This window comes from Nocardia sp. NBC_01503 (assembly GCF_036327755.1).
Classification (GTDB): Bacteria; Actinomycetota; Actinomycetes; order Mycobacteriales; family Mycobacteriaceae; genus Nocardia.
This window is the reverse complement of sequence record NZ_CP109596.1, coordinates 6,097,392-6,115,721: the sequence shown is the minus strand read 5'-3', so window position 1 is coordinate 6,115,721 and position 18,330 is coordinate 6,097,392. Positions and strand designations below refer to the sequence as shown.

Sequence of the window (18,330 nt, the reverse complement as noted above, 5' to 3'; positions counted from 1 at the left end):
AGGACATGACCCGTGAGCCCAGCACAGAGCCGAATCGCGGACCCGGCAACCGGTCCCGGGCTGCGGGTGCCGGTCGCGGAGATCGCCGAGGTACTCGGTGCGTGGTTGACACCGGTCCCGGCGCGGCGAGCGCCTCTCGCCGAGGCCATCGGGGCGACACTGGCCGAGCCACTCACCGCGATATCGGCACTGCCCCGGGCGGATACCGCGGCCATGGACGGTTTCGCGGTCAGCGGCAGCGGTCCGAATTGGCTGTTGCGCAATGAGATACGCACCGCCGGTGCGCGCTCGCCGGGATCACTGTCCGAGGGTGAGGCGGTGCGAATCGCCACGGGCGCACCGACTCCGGCGGGCACCACCACGGTACTGCGCGATGAACATGTGCATACCGAGCGGATCGCCGGATGCTGGACACTGCAGCGGATACCGGGCACACCACTGCGCGATGACACCCGACTGCTCGGTGAATATTGGCTCACCGGAACAGAACTCGCCACCGAGGGCGCTCGGGTCGATGCCGCGGTGGCCTCGGCGGCCCTGAGCGCCGAGGCGCCGATCGCGGCGGTGCGCGGCCCCCTGCGCGCCGACCTGGTGATGACCGGCGACGAGATCCGCAGCGCGGGCGATCTGGCCCCCGGTCAATCCCGCGATTCGATCGGCCCGATCCTCCCGGAGTACCTGCGCGCCTGCGATATCCAATTCCGCAAACTCTGGCGGCTCCCCGACGACCACACCCTGCTGCGCGCCTGGTTCGACCTGCCCACCGACTCCGAACTGGTCATCACCGTGGGCGCGACCGGTCGCGGTGCGGCCGACCATCTGCGCCCGGTGCTGCGTGAACTCGGCGCGCACATCCTGATCGACGGCGTCCGGCTCCGCCCCGGCGGCTCCCAGATCGTCGCCCGGCTCCCCGACGGCCGCACCCTGCTGGCCCTGCCCGGCAACCCGTTCGCCGCCGTAGCGGCCCTGCTCACCACCGGTCGAGCGTTGGTCGACACGCTCACCGTCCGCCCACAATGCGGGCAATATTGGGGCCGCCTCGCCACCACCCCCACTCCCGAGCCGAACATCACCCGCATCATCCCGGCCCGCCAGATCCCAGGCGGCGTCTGGCGAACCCATACCGCCATCGGCACCCCGCACCTCGCCGATCTCATCGGAGCCCAGGCGCTGGCCCTGATCCCCCCATCCGCCAGCCGGGGGACGCTGACCGAACTCATCCCCCTCCCACGCTGATCAGCGCTCGGCGGCACGCAGTTTCAGCTCGTCGAGGGTGTACTCGAGTATCCGCGCCAGATCCTGTTCGGTATCGAGCACCCGGTAATCGAAGGCGACTCTGAATGCGGCGACACCGGTCTCGGCCGTCAGGCTCGCCGTTCGATCGGGATACTATTTCGCCGATCGATCCGCGTGACCAGCATGCTGGGCGACCGCGCGGGCGAGATGCAGATCATCGACGGTCGCGAGGTAGGCGGGCGGGGTCCGGGCGATACCGAGCTTGGTGAATTCGTCCAACAGGGCGGTGTGGACGGCCCAAGTGACGCCAGGCTGTTCGTGCAGCAGCGGGGCGAGCTCTTCGATTGCCCTGGTGGCCCGCAGGTCTCCGAGCCCCGAAATAGCGTAGTGCCGAATGATCTCACGGCGGTCGGTGCGGGCCAGATCGATAAGCCGGTCGATCGCCTCACCCCGCGGGGCATGCGCCACGTAGGTGCGCAGCGCCTCATAGCCGGTGGTTCCCGTCGCGGTCGCGAGGTATTCCCAAGCCCGAGCGGCGATTTCGGGTTGCGGCGGGAGCCGGATCAGCGAGTATATGGCGGATTTGCGCACGGTGGAGCTGATGTCGCCGGTCAAGGTCAGCAGCGTCGTGCTGTCGGACCAGTCGGCGAAGGCGGCACAGCAGATCTCACGGATGAGGGGATCGGGATGGGACAGCAGCCGGGAGGTCAGGCGCACACGTGCGGCGGAATCGAAGGCGAGCCACTCGATTCGGCGCAGCGTGGTTTCCATGACGTACCAGTCCTGATCGGGGTTCTCGAGAATGGCCCGAAGGTCCTGCTCGGAGAGCACGGTGCCCGCGGGCCGCTCGGGTGGCGAGAACGGTCGCGAAGGAGTGTATGTCCGGGCGGGCTCCGATTGCGGGCGGAGTAGGTCGGTGATCGGGCGAGCCCAATCCTGAAGCAGCCCAGCCTCTTTCGGGTCCGCCACGTGCAGCATGGATTCGAACTGTTCGCGCAGGTCCTCGAAGCCCCGGATCGCGGCCGCGCGTACCTCGGCGTCCTCGCTGTCGCACAGCTCGGCCACGGCCCGCAATACGCGGCGGGTGGGGTAGTAGCGCAGGGTGTCAAGAGCCGTCACGGCGAGCTCCGGTGAGCGGTCCCGGGCGGCCTCCAACAGGCCCTCCGCCGCGGCGATCGGTTCCTCCCACAGCAGCATATCCGCTGCGACCCTGCGTATTTCACGATCAGGGTGGTTCAGCGCCCGGACCGGTACGGGCATGAACTCGGCCTCCCCGAACCCGAAGCTCATGCTGCGCAGTGCGGTCGCCTGCCATGGGTGGTCGTCATCGGCCGCTACCGGAATCACAATATCGGCCTCGCCGCGCTCCATGAGTCGCAGCGCGTGCCGCATCAACACCGGATCGCCGCTCCCCCACCAGGTTCGGCGGATCTCGGGGGTTGTGGTGTCGTCGTATCCGGCAACGACCTCCGAAGCCTCGCTGCGAATCCAGGCGGGCCGGCCGGTATCGAGGACGATGGCGGTCAGCGGTGCGATCGTCCGGTAGTCCTCGAGCCCGGCCAATCCGGTGAACGCCGCCGCACATTCGGTCTCGGCGGTATCCGCGGCTTCGACCTGAGCGAGCAACGCGAGGGTCCGTGACCGGTCGAAATCCGACTCCATGCGACTCAGAATGACATGAGCGAGCGCGTGCCCCGACACGGCGCTCACGGGCCGCATGAGATCGTTGTAGATCAACCGATCAGGAGGATTCAGTGAGCGCTACCGATGACAACCAGGGTCAGGCCGACATTGCGATCTCCAACGCGGACAACCGATATGCCATCAGCGTCGACGGCGTGCAGGCCGGTCTGACCGCCTACGTCGACCACGGCAACCAGCGGATCTTCTATCACACCGAGATCGGTGCGGAGTTCGGCGGACGCGGCCTCGCCAGCCGCCTCATCCCCGCCGCCCTCACCGATACCCGCAACCAGGGCAGGCGTGTGGTCCCGGTATGCCCGTTCGTCGCCGCCTACGTCCAGAAGCATCACGACTTCGACGACATCCTCGATCCGGTCACCCCGGAGGTCATGAAGGTCCTCGACGCCGCCCTGAACTAGCCGCCGATCCCGGCGCGGCACCTGCGACACCGCATGCGCGGGTCAATGTCCCTGCCGGCGCCGGGGACCGCGACGGTCATGGGTGCGACGGTATTCGACGGCGAGCCACACGCCCCCGGCCAGGTAGAGCACGGCGGCGACAATGCCCGAGACCATGGCCCGCTCCGCGAATCCGTAGCCCGCGGCGGTCAGCGCCAGACCCGTCGACACCATGGCCAGCGCGATCATCACCATGCCGGGCAGGTTCTTGGCATCCTCGATGCCCTCCCCGGCATGACTACGGACAGCGCGCGCACGACGCGGCGGTGGCGTGACCATATCTTCCTTGGGTTGATCGGCCATTACGCGTCTCCTCCATCCACTCTCGGAACACGATTGCCTCTCATGCGGCGCGTACCCGTGCCCGCGTGGCTCACACCCGCTGCGCGGTGTTCGATCTCGCGGAAAGTGGTTAGAGCTGCGGTATGACCACCACCATTGCCGAAATGATCGTCACCGCGCTCGCGGACGAAGGGGTCACCCGGGTCTGGGTGGGTGACGCGCTGATCGGAAATCCGGCCGCCCGTACGGCACTGGAGGATTGCGATGTGCTCTTCATGGCGGGCACCGACTTTCCCTACAGCGATTGGTACCCAACGGCAAGACCGTCATTCGACTCGATGCGCGGCAGGAGCATATCGGGCGGCGCACGGGCGTGGATCTCGGATTGGTCGGGCACTGTGGGACCACCTTGGACGCGCTGTTCCCCCAGCTCGAGTCGACCCATTCGGATAAGCATCTGAAATCGGCGCTGGACGCGTACCAGGGCTGGCAGCATCGGCAACAGTCCGTCGAGAGCCGGGACTGATCGGCGAGAACCCTTACCGCACAGCCGATCAGCGCGCGGCGAACTGCGGACGGAAGGTATCCGGGTCGGCGGCGACCCAGTCCGGCACCCAGGAATCCGGGGTTTCGTTGAACAGTTGATGCGGGGTGAGCCATTCGTAAAGCTCGGCATAGGAACGCTGTTCGGTGGTCGATACGCGTTTGCGGAGCAGATGGGGTGAAAGCTGCGAGATATCGGAGACCCCGAGCGAGGCCAGGATCTGCGCCGCCTGCTCGGTGGTGGCCTGGTGATAGCGATAGACCCGCTGGGTCTTGTCCGCGACATCCAGGGCACGGGCTCGGCGCGGATCCTGGGTGGCCACACCCACCGGGCATTCGTTGGTATGGCAGCGCTGGGCCTGAATACAGCCGATGGCCATCATCATCGCGCGTGCGGCCAGGGTGAAATCCGCGCCCTGGATGAGTCGTTTGACGATATCGTTGCCGACCGCGACCTTACCGCTCGCACCGAGCTTGATCCGGTCGCGCAGGCCCGCGCCGACCAGCGCGTTGTGCACGATCATCAGACCGTCGGTGAGCGGCAGGCCGACATGGTCCTCGTACTCCAAAGGCGCTGCGGCCGTACCGCCTTCGGCTCCATCGACAATGATGAAATCCGGGGTGACGTGCTCGGCGTGCATGGCTTTGCACAGTGCGAGCACCTCGACGCGGGAGCCGACGCAGAGTTTGAAGCCGATGGGCTTGCCACCGGAGAGTTCCCGCAGCCGCGCGACGAAGCGGATCAACTCGCGCGGGGTCGTGAACGCCGAGTGCGCGGCGGGGCTGACGCATTTCTCGTGCACGGGAACGCCGCGGAATTCGGCGATCTCGGGGCTCACCTTCGCCGCGGGCAGCACACCGCCCAGACCGGGCTTGGCCCCCTGACTCAGTTTGATCGACACCGCCTTGATCTGCTGGTGCGCGACCTGTTCGGCGAAGCGGTCGGGATCGAAATGCCCATCGGCGGTGCGGGTTCCGAAGTAGCCGGAGCCGATCTCCCAGATCAGGTCACCGCCACCCTCGAGGTGATAGGGGGTGATACCGCCCTCACCGGTGTCATGAGCGAAACCACCCAGTGCCGCACCACGATTCAGCGCCCGCAGCGCATTCGCCGAGAGAGCACCGAAGCTCATGGCCGAAACATTCAGCAGCGCCATCGAATACGGCTGCTCGCAATCGGGGCCGCCGATCATGACGCGCGGCGGCTGCTGCGGCTCGGGTATCGGGGCGATGGAGTGCACCAGATATTCGTAGCCGACCTCCTCGACATCGCGTTCGGTGCCGAAGGAGAGTTCGCCGTGAATCCCCTTGGCGCGCTCATAGATCATGGTGCGCGTATCGCGATCGTAGGGGCGCCCGTCGTAATTGCGCTCGATGAAATACTGCTGCAACTCCGGGCGCAGGCTCTCCAGCAGATAGCGCATATGCCCGAGCACCGGATAGTTCCGCAGGACCGAATGGCGCTTCTGCACGATGTCGTACACGCCGACCACGAGCAGCAGCACCAGAATCACCAGCAGGGCGTACCAAGCCCAGGAGCCGATGGCCGCGGCCACACCGACCGCGATGACAGCGGTGGACAGGAACGCGATCACGAAAAACCGGAGCATCAGCCGTCCTTGGATCTGTGGGCCGCAGCGTACGTCCGCAGCCTAGCGATCCGATCGCGTTCCCGAGCGCGCACCCGCCGGTCAGGCCCGGCGGTCCACCGCGGCCCAGGCGGTCAGCGCCACGGCGCTGGACACCACCGCGACCGACGGCCAAGCGCCGATCTTCTTGGCCAGTGGATGCGAGGCGCCCATCGCGCCGATCGACAGACCGGTCAGCGCGGCAGCGCCGCCCGTGCCGATCGTCTTGCGCCACCGCGGAATCGCGGCCGCGGTGCCCGCCGCGAAGACCACACCGCCGAGCTGGCGCTTCTTGGTGGTCTGCGCCAGCGCGAAGCCGCCGACCAAGCTGCCTGCCGCGAGCAACGACGTTGGTACCGCGGGAATCCGAGCCATATGACTACCTCCATGTCAGTGCTGTACGAACACCTCGACGATAACCGGAGGAATGACCACCGGTTCAGTCGGGCTGGACTTCATCACCGGCATTGAGCAGCGCCGCGGCGATCTGTCGCGCTTCGGGCGCCCGCAGTTCGGTGGGTTCGTCATCCTGCACCGTCAGAGCGATGACGATATCGCGGCCGAAACGGGTGTCCCTGGCGCAGAGGCGAATTCGGAGCTCGGCATTCCAGCGATGCGGGCCCGCGACCGGGATGGTGGCCGCCCGGCCGTAATGCCAGAGGCCGACGAGTGGATCCTGATCATCGACATCGTCATGCTGAACGCACCAGGGCGGGCACCGCTGCGGCTCCAGCAGCGCGTCCGGCACCACACGCGAATCCCACAGATCCGCAATGGCTATCAACGTCTCGGCGGTACGGCGGGCCTGCGGAATGGAGAGCTCGGCGTGCGCGCGGGTGGGCGCCACCAGATCGATCCAGCTGTGCCGATGACCATCGCAGTCGTGCGCGTTGAGCTGCACGAAGACGGTGGGCAATACCGGATGCGGCTGCGGCCCGACCAGTACCGAGGTCTCCTGACCGCAGTGGCGACCGCCATCGCAGGGGTCGAACGGGTCCGGCTCCTCATGCTCGACGCACCAGGCCGGACAGGGTAGGACGATGGTCATTTCAGCCCCCGGGTCGGTCGCAGTATGCCCCGTTCGCGAGGACTGCGCCCCCTTCGCGCAGCCCTCGCGCCGGGATCCCCGCACGCCGCTGGGCGGGGCGCAAGATATGGACGCAATGCCGGGCACATACGAAATGTGCTGTACCACAGTGCAATTGCCCATCGCCCTGCAGACCCCGAGGGATGCCATCGGAGCCGCCCGCAATCACAACACGCGGGATCGCGACGGTAAAGGTGTCGTGGGCACCCTGATAAGAGGTACCTCTGGCCAGAGGTTCTCCCCGCCGTGGCGAACGACATCCGAACTTCCGGGGCAATCCTCATGAACCGGAACAGACGGTCACTCGGACGACGAGGCGTCCACCGGGTATCGTTCCGGCAGTGAATGCTGGCCACACCGCGCCGGGGGGATTCATGGCCGACCAGCTGCTGGCCCCCAATCTTGCCGACTTCGTCCGAACCCACCGCACCAGCCCGCGACCACCCGATCATCCGCGCGGCCTCAGCCGCCCCGCCCTGGCCGCGCGATGCGATGTCAGTGCCAGCTATATCGCCCAGATCGAACAGCGCGAAAAGGTGTCGCCCAGCCCCGAAGTCGTGGACGCGCTGGCCCGCGCCCTGGAGCTCACCCCCGCCGAGCGGCAGCATATGCACAATCTCGCCGCACCCAAGACGCCCGGACCGCGCACCCACGATCCGATGCCGGTGGCCGAGATGCTCACCCTCATCACCGACGACCTGCGCGATGCCGCCAACGACCTGATGCCGCACCTGTCCGGTTATATCGACGAGCGCTGGAATGTGCTGTGGGTCAATGAGACCTACGATCGCGCATATCCGCGGTTGCTGGAAGTGGTCAATATCCTGGTGTGGTTCTTCCTGGTGCCCGAGTCCCGCCGGGTGATGATCGAATGGGAGGACGAGGCCCGGCTCACGGTGAACTGGTTCCGCTGGCATATGGGTCGCTACCAGGATCCCGAATGGGCGATGGAGCTGCTCGCACAGCTCAGCTCCTGCGATGAGTTCCGCGCCATGTATCTGGCCGAACGCGTGGATTTCGAGCGGCATCAGCCGCATATGCATCTGCGCGATCCCGACACGCACGATCCCTACAGCGTGCGGGTCAGGATCACCGATGTGCCGGGTGTCGACGCACCGTTCCAGTGGTTCATCGGCATCCGGCAGCCGTTCAACGGACCGGCGAGCTTGCTAGCCGAATGAGGAAGGCGCCGAGCGCTTCATTGACCGGTTCGGGCGAGGTCCAGTTGGCGGCGTGCCCGGCTCCGGCGATCGTCACCACATCGTCCGCACCCGGCAGTCCGGCGGCGAGCTGCGCGGATTTCTCCGCCGTGCTGGAGCCATCGTGTTCACCGCGCAGAACCAGTGCGGGACAGGTGATCTCGCCGAGCCGGTGCACCAGGGACTCGCGTTCGATGAGGGTCCGCGCGGCGCCGCGGATGGCGGTGCGGTCGCTGGCGGCCCACTTGTAGCGCCACGGCGCCTGATCGACCACGGTGCCGCCGATCAACTGGGCGGCCAGGCCCTCGGAGAGCTCGCCCAGCGGGACATCGGGATTGGTCCAGGCGGCGAAGAGGCCGCGGTACTCCGCGCGCTGCTCCTCGGGTGAGTCGCTGGCTTCGGTATCGAACAGCAGCAGGGCGTCGGTCCGTTCGGGCGCCAGCAGTGCGGCGCGCAGTACCGCGTACCCGCCCTGTGACATACCTCCCAGTACGGCATTCCGCACGCCCGCGGCATCCATGACGGCGAACATATCGCGCGCCGAATCCCAGTAGGTGAACGGCTGGTCGGGCTCCGAGACGGTGGCCCCGTGACCGCGCGCATCCCAGCACAGCACCCGGAATCCACGCGATTCCAGGTATTCGACCTGCGGAGAGAACATGGACAGATCCATGAAGAATCCGTGGCCCAGCACCACGGTCGGCAGATCCTGGCCACCGGAGTCGGTGTAGAAGATACGGGCACCCTCGGTACTTACGTACGGCATGGCCGTAGCGTATCTGTGTGCTGCGCCGATGTCGCGCCTGCATCACACTCTGTCCAGAGGTGGATTTGTCCTATTCGGTTCCAGCGGAACCGCTTTGGTGACCTATTCGACAATCCAATGCGGATGTACGGCCGCCAGGTGGGCATCGATCGCCGCGCCGACCCGCTCCCGCCAGCCCGGATTCTCCTGGGTGGTGTTCTCGTCATGCACCCAGGGACAACCCGGCACCGGGCAGACGAATCGGTAATTGCCCAAGTCGTCGAGGCGCCCGCCGGGGCTGAAACGCCAACTACCCGTTTCCGTTCCGTCCCCGGGTCCGGCGGAGGCCACGTTTTCGTCTCCCACGCGGATACTCGACCACAGGGTGGTGCGCATGTACCACTTGCATACCGCGCGGTCCGCGATGCGGCGCCGGTCATACCCGTGTTGTTCGCGCGATCCGTGTAGACCTCCGGACCGCGGTCCGGCGCTCCGGGGTCAGCCGGGTGATATGCCTGCGGTACGGCGCGCGAACAAGCCGAACCCGTCGGCCGGTATCGACTAGGGCTTGGCAGGCGGCTGGGCGAGTCGGCGGCCGACCTCACCCAGACCGGCCGCGATGGCCTGTTGCTGCGCCGGGGTCAGGACATCGATCAGGACCTGGCGCACGGTCTCGACGTGACCGGGCGCGATCTCCGCCAGGCGGGCGCGACCGGTGTCGGTGAGGACCGCGAGCACGCCTCGCACATCGGTGTCGCAGCTCTCACGGCGGACCAGGCCCGCCTTCTCCAACAGCGTGACCTGGTAGTTCAGACCACTTTTGGAGGTGTAGAGCGCATCGGCCAGTTCGGTCATGCGTACGGAGTGCTGCGGCGCGTCCGCCAGTCGGACCAGTACCTCGTACTGGGTGTGCGAGAGGCCCTCCTGTTTGAGGTGGCGTTCGATCTCGCGGGCGACCAGCGCTCCGGCCGCGAGGAAGCTCTGCCAGGTCCGCATCTCGCGGTCGTTCAGCCATTGGGGTTCCCGCACGGGTCCAGCATAGCCCCTGTTGTTCAAATTTGAACAAGCTGCTAGCGTGATTATTGTTCAAATTTGAACATGATGTGCGAAGGGAAGTCCGATGGCTGCCGATACCGGGTCCATGCCCGTGCTGTATCTGTCGCATGGCGCGCCGCCGCTGGCCGATCATGCGCACTGGCCCGGCGAGCTCGCCGCGTGGGCGCGGGAGCTGCCCAGGCCGCGGGCCGTTCTGATCGTGTCCGCACACTGGGAGACCGCACCGATCGCACTCGGGGCGACCACCACCGTGCCGCTGGTCTATGACTTCGGCGGGTTCGAAAAGCGCTATTACGACGTCACTTACGCCGCACCCGGGGCACCGGAACTGGCCGCCGAGGTGCGTGCGCTGCTCTCCGGCCCCGGCGCCGGCGTGCGGGATTTCCCCGATCGCGGGCTGGATCACGGTGCGTACGTGCCGTTGAAGGAGATGTATCCCGATGCGGACATCCCGATCCTGCAACTGTCCATCCCGACGCTCGACCCGCGGGCCCTGCTGGAGGTGGGGCGCAAACTCGCTCCCCTGCGCGCGCAGGGCGTACTGATCGTCGGGAGCGGATTCTTCACCCATAATCTGCGCGCCATGACCGGCGACGACGAGCATGCCTACTCGTTCACCGTCGAATTCGACGAGTGGGGCCGAGAAGCGCTGGCCGCCAACGATATCGACACGCTATTGAACTTCCGGCACACCGCGCCCGGCGCACAGCTGGCGCATCCGCGCACCGAACACTTCGCACCGCTGTTCGTCACCCTCGGCGCGGGCGAATCCGATCTGGGCACCGTCCGCACCGTTATCGACGGCTTCTGGTTCGGCATGGCACGACGCTCCATCCAGCTCGGCTGACTACACCCCTCCACGAAAGGCGTTCTCATGACCACGATTTCGACCGCGACCACACCCGCCGAGGCCGTGTCCACGCCCGCCACGGCCATCTCCTATGACCTCGGACTCCTGCTCCTGCGTCTCGCCGTCGGCCTCACCATGGCCGCACACGGGGCCCAGAAACTCTTCGGCTGGTTCAACGGCGGCGGAATCGACGGCACCGCGGCGTTCTTCAGCATGAGCGGATATCCCGCCGGGCGCACCATGGCGGTCATCGCCGGTCTGACCGAAACCTTCGGCGGACTGGCCCTGGCGATCGGCCTGCTGACCCCGCTGGCAGGCGCCGCACTGGTGGGCACGCTGCTGAACGCGCTCGCCGTGAAGTGGGGCAACGGCTTCTTCGCTCCCAAGGGCGTCGAGTACGAACTGCTCCTCACCGCCGCCGCGGCCGCGCTGACGCTCACCGGTCCGGGCCGCTACGCCGTCGACCGTCTCCTGCCCGCGCTACGCAACCACCGGCTCGGCTACGGGCTCGCCGCCCTGGTACTCGCCGTCGCCGCGGCCGCCATCGTGCTGCTCATCCGCAACTGATCTCACCATCCGGATGCAGCGTGTCCAGTAGTCGCTGCCGCGCGAGTCGCTCACAGAGTTCGGGCATCGGGGCCGGTGGCGTACCGGCCAGATCCCGTAGGCAGCCCTCGATCGTGTCGGTCACCGCTTCGCGCAGCACGTCATTGCCGAATTCCGCACACAGCCGATCCATCATCCGGCGGATCGCGTTCTCGTCGAGCCGCATTCGCGCCGGGCGCTCCGTAGCCTGCACATTGCTCACGCGATCAGCTTCCAGGTCGGACGCGTCGCACAGCAGGGCCGAAAGTCCTCGGCATCCGGGCCCGCGCCGCCGCGCCCTCGATCACCGCGCACCGCTCTCGGCCAACTCGCGGGCCGCTCGGCGTTCCACGAGCAACGGAACGAAGGACCGCACTTTCGATTCGGTGAAGACCGCGCGCGCCCGAGAGATGACCTCCGCGACGACATCGGGCGGCACCTCCGGGTGTCGCGAGGTCAGCCGCTCGTGCACGAACCGAAGTTGAGTGTCTTCGTCATTGCGCATACACACATGCTGCTCCGAATGCGATGGGCGGCACAGGGTCCTTCGGCCCGAGCCGCTGCGCCTCAGGACCCGGCTGCGGTCTCGTTCCACGAGCGCAGTTGGCGCAGTAGCGGATTCTTCTTGCGCTGATGTTCGGCCATGCGGGTGAGGATGTCGTCGAGGAAGGCCACGGCGTGGTCGATGTACGGGCCCTTGTTGAGCATGACGCACTCCGCACGCCCGGACATCGCGGCATCGGTGACCTCGGCCCGCGAGGGGCGGCCGGTGCGTGCGAGGGTATCGAGCACCTGGGTCGCCCAGATGACCGGTACGTGAGCGGCCTCGCACAGCCAGAGGATCTCCTCCTGCACCTCGGCGAGCCGGGCGTAACCCGCCTCCACCGCCAGATCGCCGCGGGCGATCATCACCCCGATGTGCGGTCGGCGCATGGCGGTCAGCAGGATCTCGGGCAGATTCTCGAAACCGGCCACCGTTTCGATCTTCAGGATCAGGCCCAGGCCCGTGCCGCCCAGCTCGCTCAGATGATGTTGCAGCAGTTCGACATCGGCGCCGCTACGAACGAACGACAGGCTGACCGCATCGGCGTGCTCGATCACGAACGGCAGGCGCGCGATGTCCGCATCGGTGAGCGCGGGCAGCCGCAGCGCGGTGTCGGGCAGATTGATGCCCTTGGCCGCACCGAGCCGCACACCCGGCGCGGGGGCGTCGGTGATCCGCACCCGCAATGCGCCCGGATCGATCGCCTCGATCACGCCGCCGATCTTGCCGTCGTCGAAGAAGATTCGCTGCCCGACCCGGGTGTCCCGGAAAACCTCGGGCAGCGTGCAGCCGATCCGGGGCGGCGCCCCGTTCGCGTCGACCGGATCGGAATCGGCGATGACCAGCAGTGGGTCGCCATTGCACAGCATCAGCTTGCGTTCCCGCCGGGGCAGTTCGTCCACCACCGTCGAATCATGGTGTGCGCCGGTCAGTTCGGTCTCCGGCACCAGATACGCGGTATCGCCGAGTTCGGCGTAGCAGCCATCGGGCGTGACCGAGGTGATCACCAGGCGGCGAGCCGATCCACGGGCGTCCTGAAACCTGATGCGCTCACGCACCTTTCGCCGACGCAGCCAGGGCTCCCCGCGCACCGGCACCCGCACCGCACCCACGGCGGGCGGCCCGCTCGGGCTGGTCAGCCATACCCGGACCGGCCGAACGCAGCGCCCGAGTTCATCGCGTTCGGGTTTGAGGTGAAGCACGGCCGGGCCCGGCAGAATCGGACCGGTGCGCAGTTTCGGGCCGCCGAGATCCATGGTGACCCGCACATGCCGTCCCTGTGCCCGTGCGGCGGCGCGCACATTGGCGATCATTCGGGCCCACCGCTCAGGGCCGTCGTGTGCGCAATTCACCCGCACCACCTCGGCTCCCGCCGCCACGATCCGCTCGACGAGCCCGGTATCCGCGGCGGCCTCGGTCGGCAGCGTCACCATGATCCGGGTGCGCCTGCCGTCGCGGGCGGCGCCGAGCAGCGCATTCGCATTGCGCCGCAACAGCCTTTCCCCGGAGACGAAGTCCACCGGATCGCACTCCGGGGACTCGGCGACCCGATCGGACGATCCGGCCACCGCCATACGCACCGCGTCCACCGAGGCCAGCACATGTGCCTCCGATCTACCCAGTGACGAGAGCCCCGCGATGGCGAGATCGGTTTGCAGGTCCCGAACATCGCGACGGCGCAGAGCCACATAGTGCGCCAGGTTCTCGGCACTGGCGCGATTGTCCGGGTGCACGGTGCGTAATTGGGCATCGGCCGCCGCGGCGTCGACCAGTTCCGCGCGGAGCCGATCCAGCCGGTCCGCCAAATCGGCGGCACCGACGCGCTGTACGTTCATCCCGCCACCCCGGAATCGGCAGAAAACCATCGAATCTCATTACATGCGGCACGTCCCACGTTGCACGGCAACACCTTTCAGCCCCTTCAGGATCGCCTGTCGCTGCCGCCGCATGCAGGGCACAAGACCATCGAACCGGGGACCAAAGTCCCGAGGGGGCGGGCCAGCTGACCAGGTGCCCCCGAATCGAACACCAATGGCCCTATCCACGCGCCACCACCGGGGTGATGGTGAGCACGGAGGACACAATGAACTCACACGTCGGGTACCGGGACCGGATGACTCGGATCACGCAGATCACCCGGGTGCTGTGGCGGGGCGAAACCGATTGGCTGTCGGACGCATTGGGCGTGCGCGAGTGTGGTTCGCTGCGCTGCCGACTGCACTGTGCGGCCGGATTCAGTCAGTGCGAACATCATATGGCGCTGGAACGACCACTGCCGGAACGGATTCGGGAGGTGCTCGAACAACTCGGGCCGACCTTCGTCAAGGCCGGGCAGATGCTCGCGCTGCGCCCCGACTATCTACCACTCCCGTATGCACAGGCCCTGCAACGCTTGCAGACCCATGCGCTGCCGTTCGACTCCGATACCGCACAGGCCATTATCGAAACCGAACTGCGGGCGCCGATCCACCGGCTGTTCGCGGACTTCGAGTCGCTGCCGTTCGCGGCGGCCTCGCTCTCGCAGGTACATCGGGCTCGGCTGCGCGACGGCCGCACGGTGGCGGTCAAGGTGCAGCGGCCCGATATCGACCGACTGGTGGCGAGTGACCTCGCGCTCTTGCGCTGGGCCGCAGGCAAAGTCGAGCTGCACCGGCCCGGCGCACTCGCCTTCCGGCCCACCGAGGCCATCGACGAGCTCACCACGTACACCACTCGCGAGCTCGATTTCCATCGGGAAGCAACGGTTTCCGAGCAGATCCGGCGCAATGCGGCACACGACAAGCGGCTGGTGGTGCCCGCGGTACACCGCTCGCTCAGCACTTCCCGGGTGCTGACCACGGACTTCATCGACGGGATGGCGCCCGCTCCGGCCGCCACGCTGACCACCGCCGGGATAGACCCGGACCGGGTGCTGGCCGCCGGCGCCAGCTGGATGGTGCGGCAACTGTTCACCGACGGCCTGTTCCATGCCGATCCGCATCCGGGCAATATCCTGCTGCTGCCTGGAAACCGGGTGTGTCTCATCGATTTCGGCATGTTCGGCCGTCTGGACCGCACCCAGCGCCGTCGAATGGGGCTGATGTTGCTCGCGCTGATCGGCGGCGACTACAACGCCGTCGGCACCCAACTGCTGCGCATGTCCACGCTGCGCCCCGGCGCGGATCCGCGCGGATTCCGTGACGCCGTAGCCGAACTCGTCGAGGATTGGTACGAGGCCGAATCCGGTATGACCGCAGCGCAATTGCTATTGCGCGATCTCGGACTCGGCGGGGCGTTCGGCATCGTATTCCCGCGTGAGCTGATGCTGCTGTGCCGTGCGCTGGTCACCCTGGAATCCACCGCCCGCGTGGTGCGGCCCGAACTGGATCTGTCGGTGTTGTTCCGCCCGCTGCTGCCACAACTGCTCATATCCCTGCTGCCGACACCGTCGAACCTGTGGGCCACCCTCTCCGAACAGCGCATCGACTATCTCGGGCTGGCACTGGACCTGCCCGATATGGTCATCGAACTCGCGGATGCACTGCGCCGCCGCGATATGCTCGATCAACTCACCGCGGCCGTCGCGCCACCGCCGCCGCGCAGTTGGCTCCCGGCCATGGCCGGATTGGCCACCGGCGGCTGGATAGCCCGGGGCGTGCGCGCGGCGCTACCGCGCTGAACGGCTCCCCGGCGATAGCCGACGCACCGGGGCCGATTCATTCCAGGGACCGCGGATGTCCCGGCGCCAGTACGCAAGTCAGGAAGGCGCCGGTCACCGCCGCCACCACGGCGGCCATGACCAACCCGCCGAGTACGCCGATCAACACCACCAGCGGCGCGGATTGCCCGGGCTGCCACAGCGGCGTAGTCACCGCGGTGAACGCGGTCAGGCCCGCGACCCACGCGACCGCCGAGCCCCAAACCCAGAGCACCGCACGATCGGTGAAGCGTCGCAGGACCGTCCACTGCATGATGCCCAGCGCGAACACCATGATCAGTGCTCCCGCCGCTACCGCCGGGACCTGTGCCCACATCGGCCAGCCGGTGGCACGCTCCCCCAGCAGCATCGGCAGCAGACCGACCGACCAGGCGACCACCCCGCCCGCGGCCGTGGCCGCTGTCCAGTCGCGAATCCGCAACCGGGACAGCATGGTGCGCAGTACTCGTGCTTGGAAGAAGCCGAGCACGCTGCCCTCGATCAATCCGGCCGTGAGCATGGCGACCATGGTCGTGGCCGCGCCCGCGTCGACGGTCAGCGTCCCCGCGACCGCGGGAGCCAGGAAGCCGAGAAATTCTCCCAGTGTGACCCGGCCGAACCACAGTCGCCGCAGTCTGCGCAGTGATCCGACAGGCTCGTGCCCGGCAGGCTCGATCACGACATAGGGGTCGGCCGAGGACGATTGCGTTCGCGGGCGTCCCTGCTGATAGGCCGCCTCCACTTCCTCGTGCTCGATGGTTCCCGGGAACACCGCCCGGCCGATGCCGCTGAGCCATTCTCCGTCGATCCGGATCGAGACCGGATGCGGAGATCGGAAGTTACGCCACCACGTCTTCTCGGCGGCATCTCCCACCCGGACGACCACATTGTCCTCCATCCTGACCGGTAGTACGGGGAGGGCGATATGACGCCCCGAACGCCTTCCCTCGTAACGTAATTCACCTACCGCGTGCCCAAGTCCGGTCGGTAGTCGCAATGCCAGCAACATCACCGACGCGCCGAATCCTGGGGCCTCGTACTTCGTTGTCACCATGACCTCCGCGGGATCAGTGCATCGATTCGTGCCATACCTCGATGCTGCGCCGGCGGGTTCGGCGGCAACAGAATCGAAAGTCCCTGTCCGCGTGGCCATTCGGCGCCGCCACCGAATGGAGTCCCACACGGACCTCGCCACACCGAGCGTCAGGTGCCGATGGGGCGGCCGATGCTCCGCCACTCGGCGTCCCACTGGGCAGCGCGCCGCTGGGCGAGCAGCCGGTTGACGGACCAGACGAGCAGCAGGCCGCCGATCCAGGTCAGCATCAGTACCGCGAGCCCGGCGCCGATGCCGGCGCTCACCGCCACCGAGGGCGGCTGTGGCGGATCGCCGGGCTTGCCGTCGGCGCCGAGCCATACCCTCACCTCGGAGCCGACCGGCGTTTTTTCCGCCACGGTCACCGTGGCCGAGCCTGATTCGCCATTGCGAGACCAGCGCACCGGCGCTTGGAAATCGGGTTTGCGATAGGGCCCGTTGGACGCGGCCTCCACCGGCTCGGCCAGGACGGTGGCCGAAACCGCCACCTTCGCGGCGTTCTCGGATCGGATGCGTTCCACCGCACCGGAATAACCGGCAGTGCCGACGGCGCCCGCGATCGAGACCATGGCCAGCATGACCCCGATCACCAGCAGGCGCAGTACCCCTTCGAGCCGGTCGGATCCCCGCATCAGTGGGTTGGTATTCCACGGCCGCATCCGCCAGCTACGGACGAACAGTGCACTTTTGCGCGACATCGCTTGTCCTCCTGAATCTTTCGAGCGATCGCTCAGTCTTGGCGCACCACGAGCACGGGGCAATCCGCCAAGTGCAGCAGTGCGGTACTCGTCGAACCGAGCAGCAGCCCGGCGAAACCACCGCGACCGTGCGAGCCGACCACCAGCAGCTGGGCCCGGTCCGCATGTTCGAGCAGGGCCCGCACCGGGGTATCGCGGGCCACGAAGCGCTGGACCGGCACCTCCGGATACTTCTCCCCGAGGCCGGCCAGGCTTTCGCTCAGCAGAGCCTCCTCGGTGTCCCGAATGCGATTCCAGTCCACGGCGGGCAGGTCGTATCCGGTGGTATCGCTCCACGCGTGCACGGCGATCACACCGACCTGCCGCAGCGAGGCCTCCTGGAACGCCGATTCGACGGCGGGAAGGCTGTTCTCGGTGCCGTCGACACCGACCACCACGGGTTGGGCGAGCGACATCGAGCCGGTCTCGGCCACCTCGTGCACGACCACCACCGGGCAGTGCGCGTGCCGGGTCACCGCAGAGCTCACCGAACCGAGTACCGCCCGGCGGATGGCTCCGCGACCGCGATTGCCGACCACCAGCAGGCGCGCCCGCTTCGAACGGGCGATCAGCGTGGGCGTGATCAGCTCGAGGGTGAACTCGGTGGTGATGGCGAGCGTGTCGCCCCGGGCGGCCGTCTCGGCGGTACGTTCGGCCTCCGTGAGTACCCGGGCGCCGTCTCGGCGCAGCCAGGCCAGCTCGTCTCCGCTCACCGCGGTCCTGCCGGTGGTGCCGTTCGGGATGGCGTACGAGGTGATGATGTGCAGCGGGCAATGCCGCAGCCGCGCCTCGACCGCCGCCCAGGCGACCGCCTGATAGGACGTGACCGACCCGTCGACCGCGACGACGATGGGGGAAACTATTCGGATTCGACGCGTGAATCGCGTTGTCAGCCATGGGAAAGCCTCCTGAGCGTGCTGTTGCATCG

At 67.4% G+C, this 18,330-nt stretch carries 22 protein-coding genes; 7 read left to right on the top strand and 15 right to left on the bottom strand.

Going from position 1 to position 18,330, the window contains the following annotated elements; all coding sequences use genetic code 11:
* The first annotated feature begins 12 nt into the window (after window positions 1-12).
* On the top strand, window positions 13-1,236 hold the full coding sequence (locus OHB26_RS27850) for a molybdopterin-binding protein (RefSeq protein WP_330180215.1): 1,224 nt from the start codon (window positions 13-15) through the stop codon (window positions 1,234-1,236).
* 153 nt (window positions 1,237-1,389) lie between these two features.
* On the opposite strand, the gene OHB26_RS27845 is transcribed toward OHB26_RS27850, so the two are convergent.
* The gene (locus tag OHB26_RS27845) at window positions 1,390-2,946 is read right to left on the bottom strand and encodes a hypothetical protein (protein WP_330180214.1); all 1,557 of its coding nucleotides are present in this window, start codon (window positions 2,944-2,946) and stop codon (window positions 1,390-1,392) included.
* 44 nt (window positions 2,947-2,990) lie between these two features.
* Here OHB26_RS27845 and OHB26_RS27840 point away from each other — a divergent pair, with 44 nt between their 5' ends.
* Window positions 2,991-3,338 carry a GNAT family N-acetyltransferase gene (locus tag OHB26_RS27840; protein ID WP_330180213.1) on the top strand — a complete coding sequence of 116 codons (348 nt, stop codon included), beginning with the start codon at window positions 2,991-2,993 and terminating at the stop codon, window positions 3,336-3,338.
* A 42-nt stretch (window positions 3,339-3,380) separates the two neighbouring features.
* On the opposite strand, the gene OHB26_RS27835 is transcribed toward OHB26_RS27840, so the two are convergent.
* Window positions 3,381-3,680, bottom strand: a complete 300-nt coding sequence (locus tag OHB26_RS27835) for a hypothetical protein (RefSeq protein ID WP_330180212.1) — start codon at window positions 3,678-3,680, stop codon at window positions 3,381-3,383.
* Between the two features lie 109 nt (window positions 3,681-3,789).
* Window positions 3,790-3,936, bottom strand: coding sequence for a hypothetical protein (locus OHB26_RS27830; RefSeq protein WP_330180211.1), 147 nt, complete (start codon window positions 3,934-3,936; stop codon window positions 3,790-3,792).
* 27 nt (window positions 3,937-3,963) lie between these two features.
* Here OHB26_RS27830 and OHB26_RS27825 point away from each other — a divergent pair, with 27 nt between their 5' ends.
* Complete coding sequence (locus OHB26_RS27825; protein ID WP_330180210.1) at window positions 3,964-4,185, top strand: hypothetical protein; 222 nt, start codon at window positions 3,964-3,966, stop codon at window positions 4,183-4,185.
* A 28-nt stretch (window positions 4,186-4,213) separates the two neighbouring features.
* Here the strand turns inward: OHB26_RS27825 and OHB26_RS27820 are convergent, their stop codons facing one another.
* The 3 genes from OHB26_RS27820 to OHB26_RS27810 form a co-directional block, all read right to left on the bottom strand.
* Entirely contained in the window at window positions 4,214-5,812 is a 1,599-nt protein-coding gene (locus OHB26_RS27820; RefSeq protein WP_330180209.1) for an FMN-binding glutamate synthase family protein, read from the bottom strand.
* 81 nt (window positions 5,813-5,893) lie between these two features.
* Window positions 5,894-6,205: a hypothetical protein gene (locus OHB26_RS27815; protein WP_330180208.1), complete on the bottom strand. Its 312-nt coding sequence runs from the start codon at window positions 6,203-6,205 to the stop codon at window positions 5,894-5,896.
* A 64-nt stretch (window positions 6,206-6,269) separates the two neighbouring features.
* The gene (locus OHB26_RS27810; RefSeq protein WP_442942726.1) at window positions 6,270-7,040 is read right to left on the bottom strand and encodes a DUF6907 domain-containing protein; all 771 of its coding nucleotides are present in this window, start codon (window positions 7,038-7,040) and stop codon (window positions 6,270-6,272) included.
* A gap of 218 nt (window positions 7,041-7,258) precedes the next feature.
* On the opposite strand from OHB26_RS27810, the gene OHB26_RS27805 reads away from it, so the two are divergent.
* Window positions 7,259-8,098: a helix-turn-helix domain-containing protein gene (locus tag OHB26_RS27805; RefSeq protein WP_330180206.1), complete on the top strand. Its 840-nt coding sequence runs from the start codon at window positions 7,259-7,261 to the stop codon at window positions 8,096-8,098.
* Here OHB26_RS27805 and OHB26_RS27800 read toward each other — a convergent pair.
* The 3 genes from OHB26_RS27800 to OHB26_RS27790 form a co-directional block, all read right to left on the bottom strand.
* Window positions 8,067-8,882 carry an alpha/beta fold hydrolase gene (locus tag OHB26_RS27800; RefSeq protein ID WP_330180205.1) on the bottom strand — a complete coding sequence of 272 codons (816 nt, stop codon included), beginning with the start codon at window positions 8,880-8,882 and terminating at the stop codon, window positions 8,067-8,069. The genes OHB26_RS27805 and OHB26_RS27800 overlap by 32 nt on opposite strands.
* Before the next feature lie 102 nt (window positions 8,883-8,984).
* The gene (locus OHB26_RS27795) at window positions 8,985-9,257 is read right to left on the bottom strand and encodes a hypothetical protein (protein ID WP_330180204.1); all 273 of its coding nucleotides are present in this window, start codon (window positions 9,255-9,257) and stop codon (window positions 8,985-8,987) included.
* A gap of 165 nt (window positions 9,258-9,422) precedes the next feature.
* Window positions 9,423-9,890 carry a MarR family winged helix-turn-helix transcriptional regulator gene (locus OHB26_RS27790; protein ID WP_330180203.1) on the bottom strand — a complete coding sequence of 156 codons (468 nt, stop codon included), beginning with the start codon at window positions 9,888-9,890 and terminating at the stop codon, window positions 9,423-9,425.
* Between the two features lie 91 nt (window positions 9,891-9,981).
* On the opposite strand from OHB26_RS27790, the gene OHB26_RS27785 reads away from it, so the two are divergent.
* Window positions 9,982-10,764: a dioxygenase family protein gene (locus tag OHB26_RS27785; protein ID WP_330180202.1), complete on the top strand. Its 783-nt coding sequence runs from the start codon at window positions 9,982-9,984 to the stop codon at window positions 10,762-10,764.
* Between the two features lie 27 nt (window positions 10,765-10,791).
* Window positions 10,792-11,334, top strand: coding sequence for a DoxX family protein (locus OHB26_RS27780; protein ID WP_330180201.1), 543 nt, complete (start codon window positions 10,792-10,794; stop codon window positions 11,332-11,334).
* Here OHB26_RS27780 and OHB26_RS27775 read toward each other — a convergent pair.
* From OHB26_RS27775 to OHB26_RS27765, 3 genes are all read right to left on the bottom strand, one after another.
* Window positions 11,321-11,575 carry a hypothetical protein gene (locus OHB26_RS27775; protein WP_330180200.1) on the bottom strand — a complete coding sequence of 85 codons (255 nt, stop codon included), beginning with the start codon at window positions 11,573-11,575 and terminating at the stop codon, window positions 11,321-11,323. The two genes, OHB26_RS27780 and OHB26_RS27775, sit on opposite strands and share 14 nt — an antisense overlap.
* 81 nt (window positions 11,576-11,656) lie before the next feature.
* Window positions 11,657-11,857 carry a three-helix bundle dimerization domain-containing protein gene (locus OHB26_RS27770; protein WP_330180199.1) on the bottom strand — a complete coding sequence of 67 codons (201 nt, stop codon included), beginning with the start codon at window positions 11,855-11,857 and terminating at the stop codon, window positions 11,657-11,659.
* 62 nt (window positions 11,858-11,919) lie between these two features.
* Complete coding sequence (locus tag OHB26_RS27765) at window positions 11,920-13,731, bottom strand: pyruvate kinase (RefSeq protein WP_330180198.1); 1,812 nt, start codon at window positions 13,729-13,731, stop codon at window positions 11,920-11,922.
* A 248-nt stretch (window positions 13,732-13,979) separates the two neighbouring features.
* On the opposite strand from OHB26_RS27765, the gene OHB26_RS27760 reads away from it, so the two are divergent.
* Complete coding sequence (locus OHB26_RS27760; protein WP_330180197.1) at window positions 13,980-15,554, top strand: ABC1 kinase family protein; 1,575 nt, start codon at window positions 13,980-13,982, stop codon at window positions 15,552-15,554.
* A 37-nt stretch (window positions 15,555-15,591) separates the two neighbouring features.
* Here OHB26_RS27760 and OHB26_RS27755 read toward each other — a convergent pair whose 3' ends face one another.
* The 3 genes from OHB26_RS27755 to OHB26_RS27745 all read right to left on the bottom strand — a co-directional run bounded on the left by OHB26_RS27755 (window position 15,592) and on the right by OHB26_RS27745 (window position 18,328).
* Window positions 15,592-16,626, bottom strand: coding sequence for a hypothetical protein (locus OHB26_RS27755; protein ID WP_330180196.1), 1,035 nt, complete (start codon window positions 16,624-16,626; stop codon window positions 15,592-15,594).
* Window positions 16,627-16,775: 149 nt separating this feature from the next.
* A complete protein-coding gene (locus OHB26_RS27750) occupies window positions 16,776-17,324 on the bottom strand; it encodes an Rv1733c family protein (protein WP_442943048.1) in 549 nt (182 codons plus the stop codon).
* A 71-nt stretch (window positions 17,325-17,395) separates the two neighbouring features.
* Entirely contained in the window at window positions 17,396-18,328 is a 933-nt protein-coding gene (locus tag OHB26_RS27745) for a universal stress protein (protein WP_330180194.1), read from the bottom strand.
* Between the last annotated feature and the right edge of the window lie 2 nt (window positions 18,329-18,330).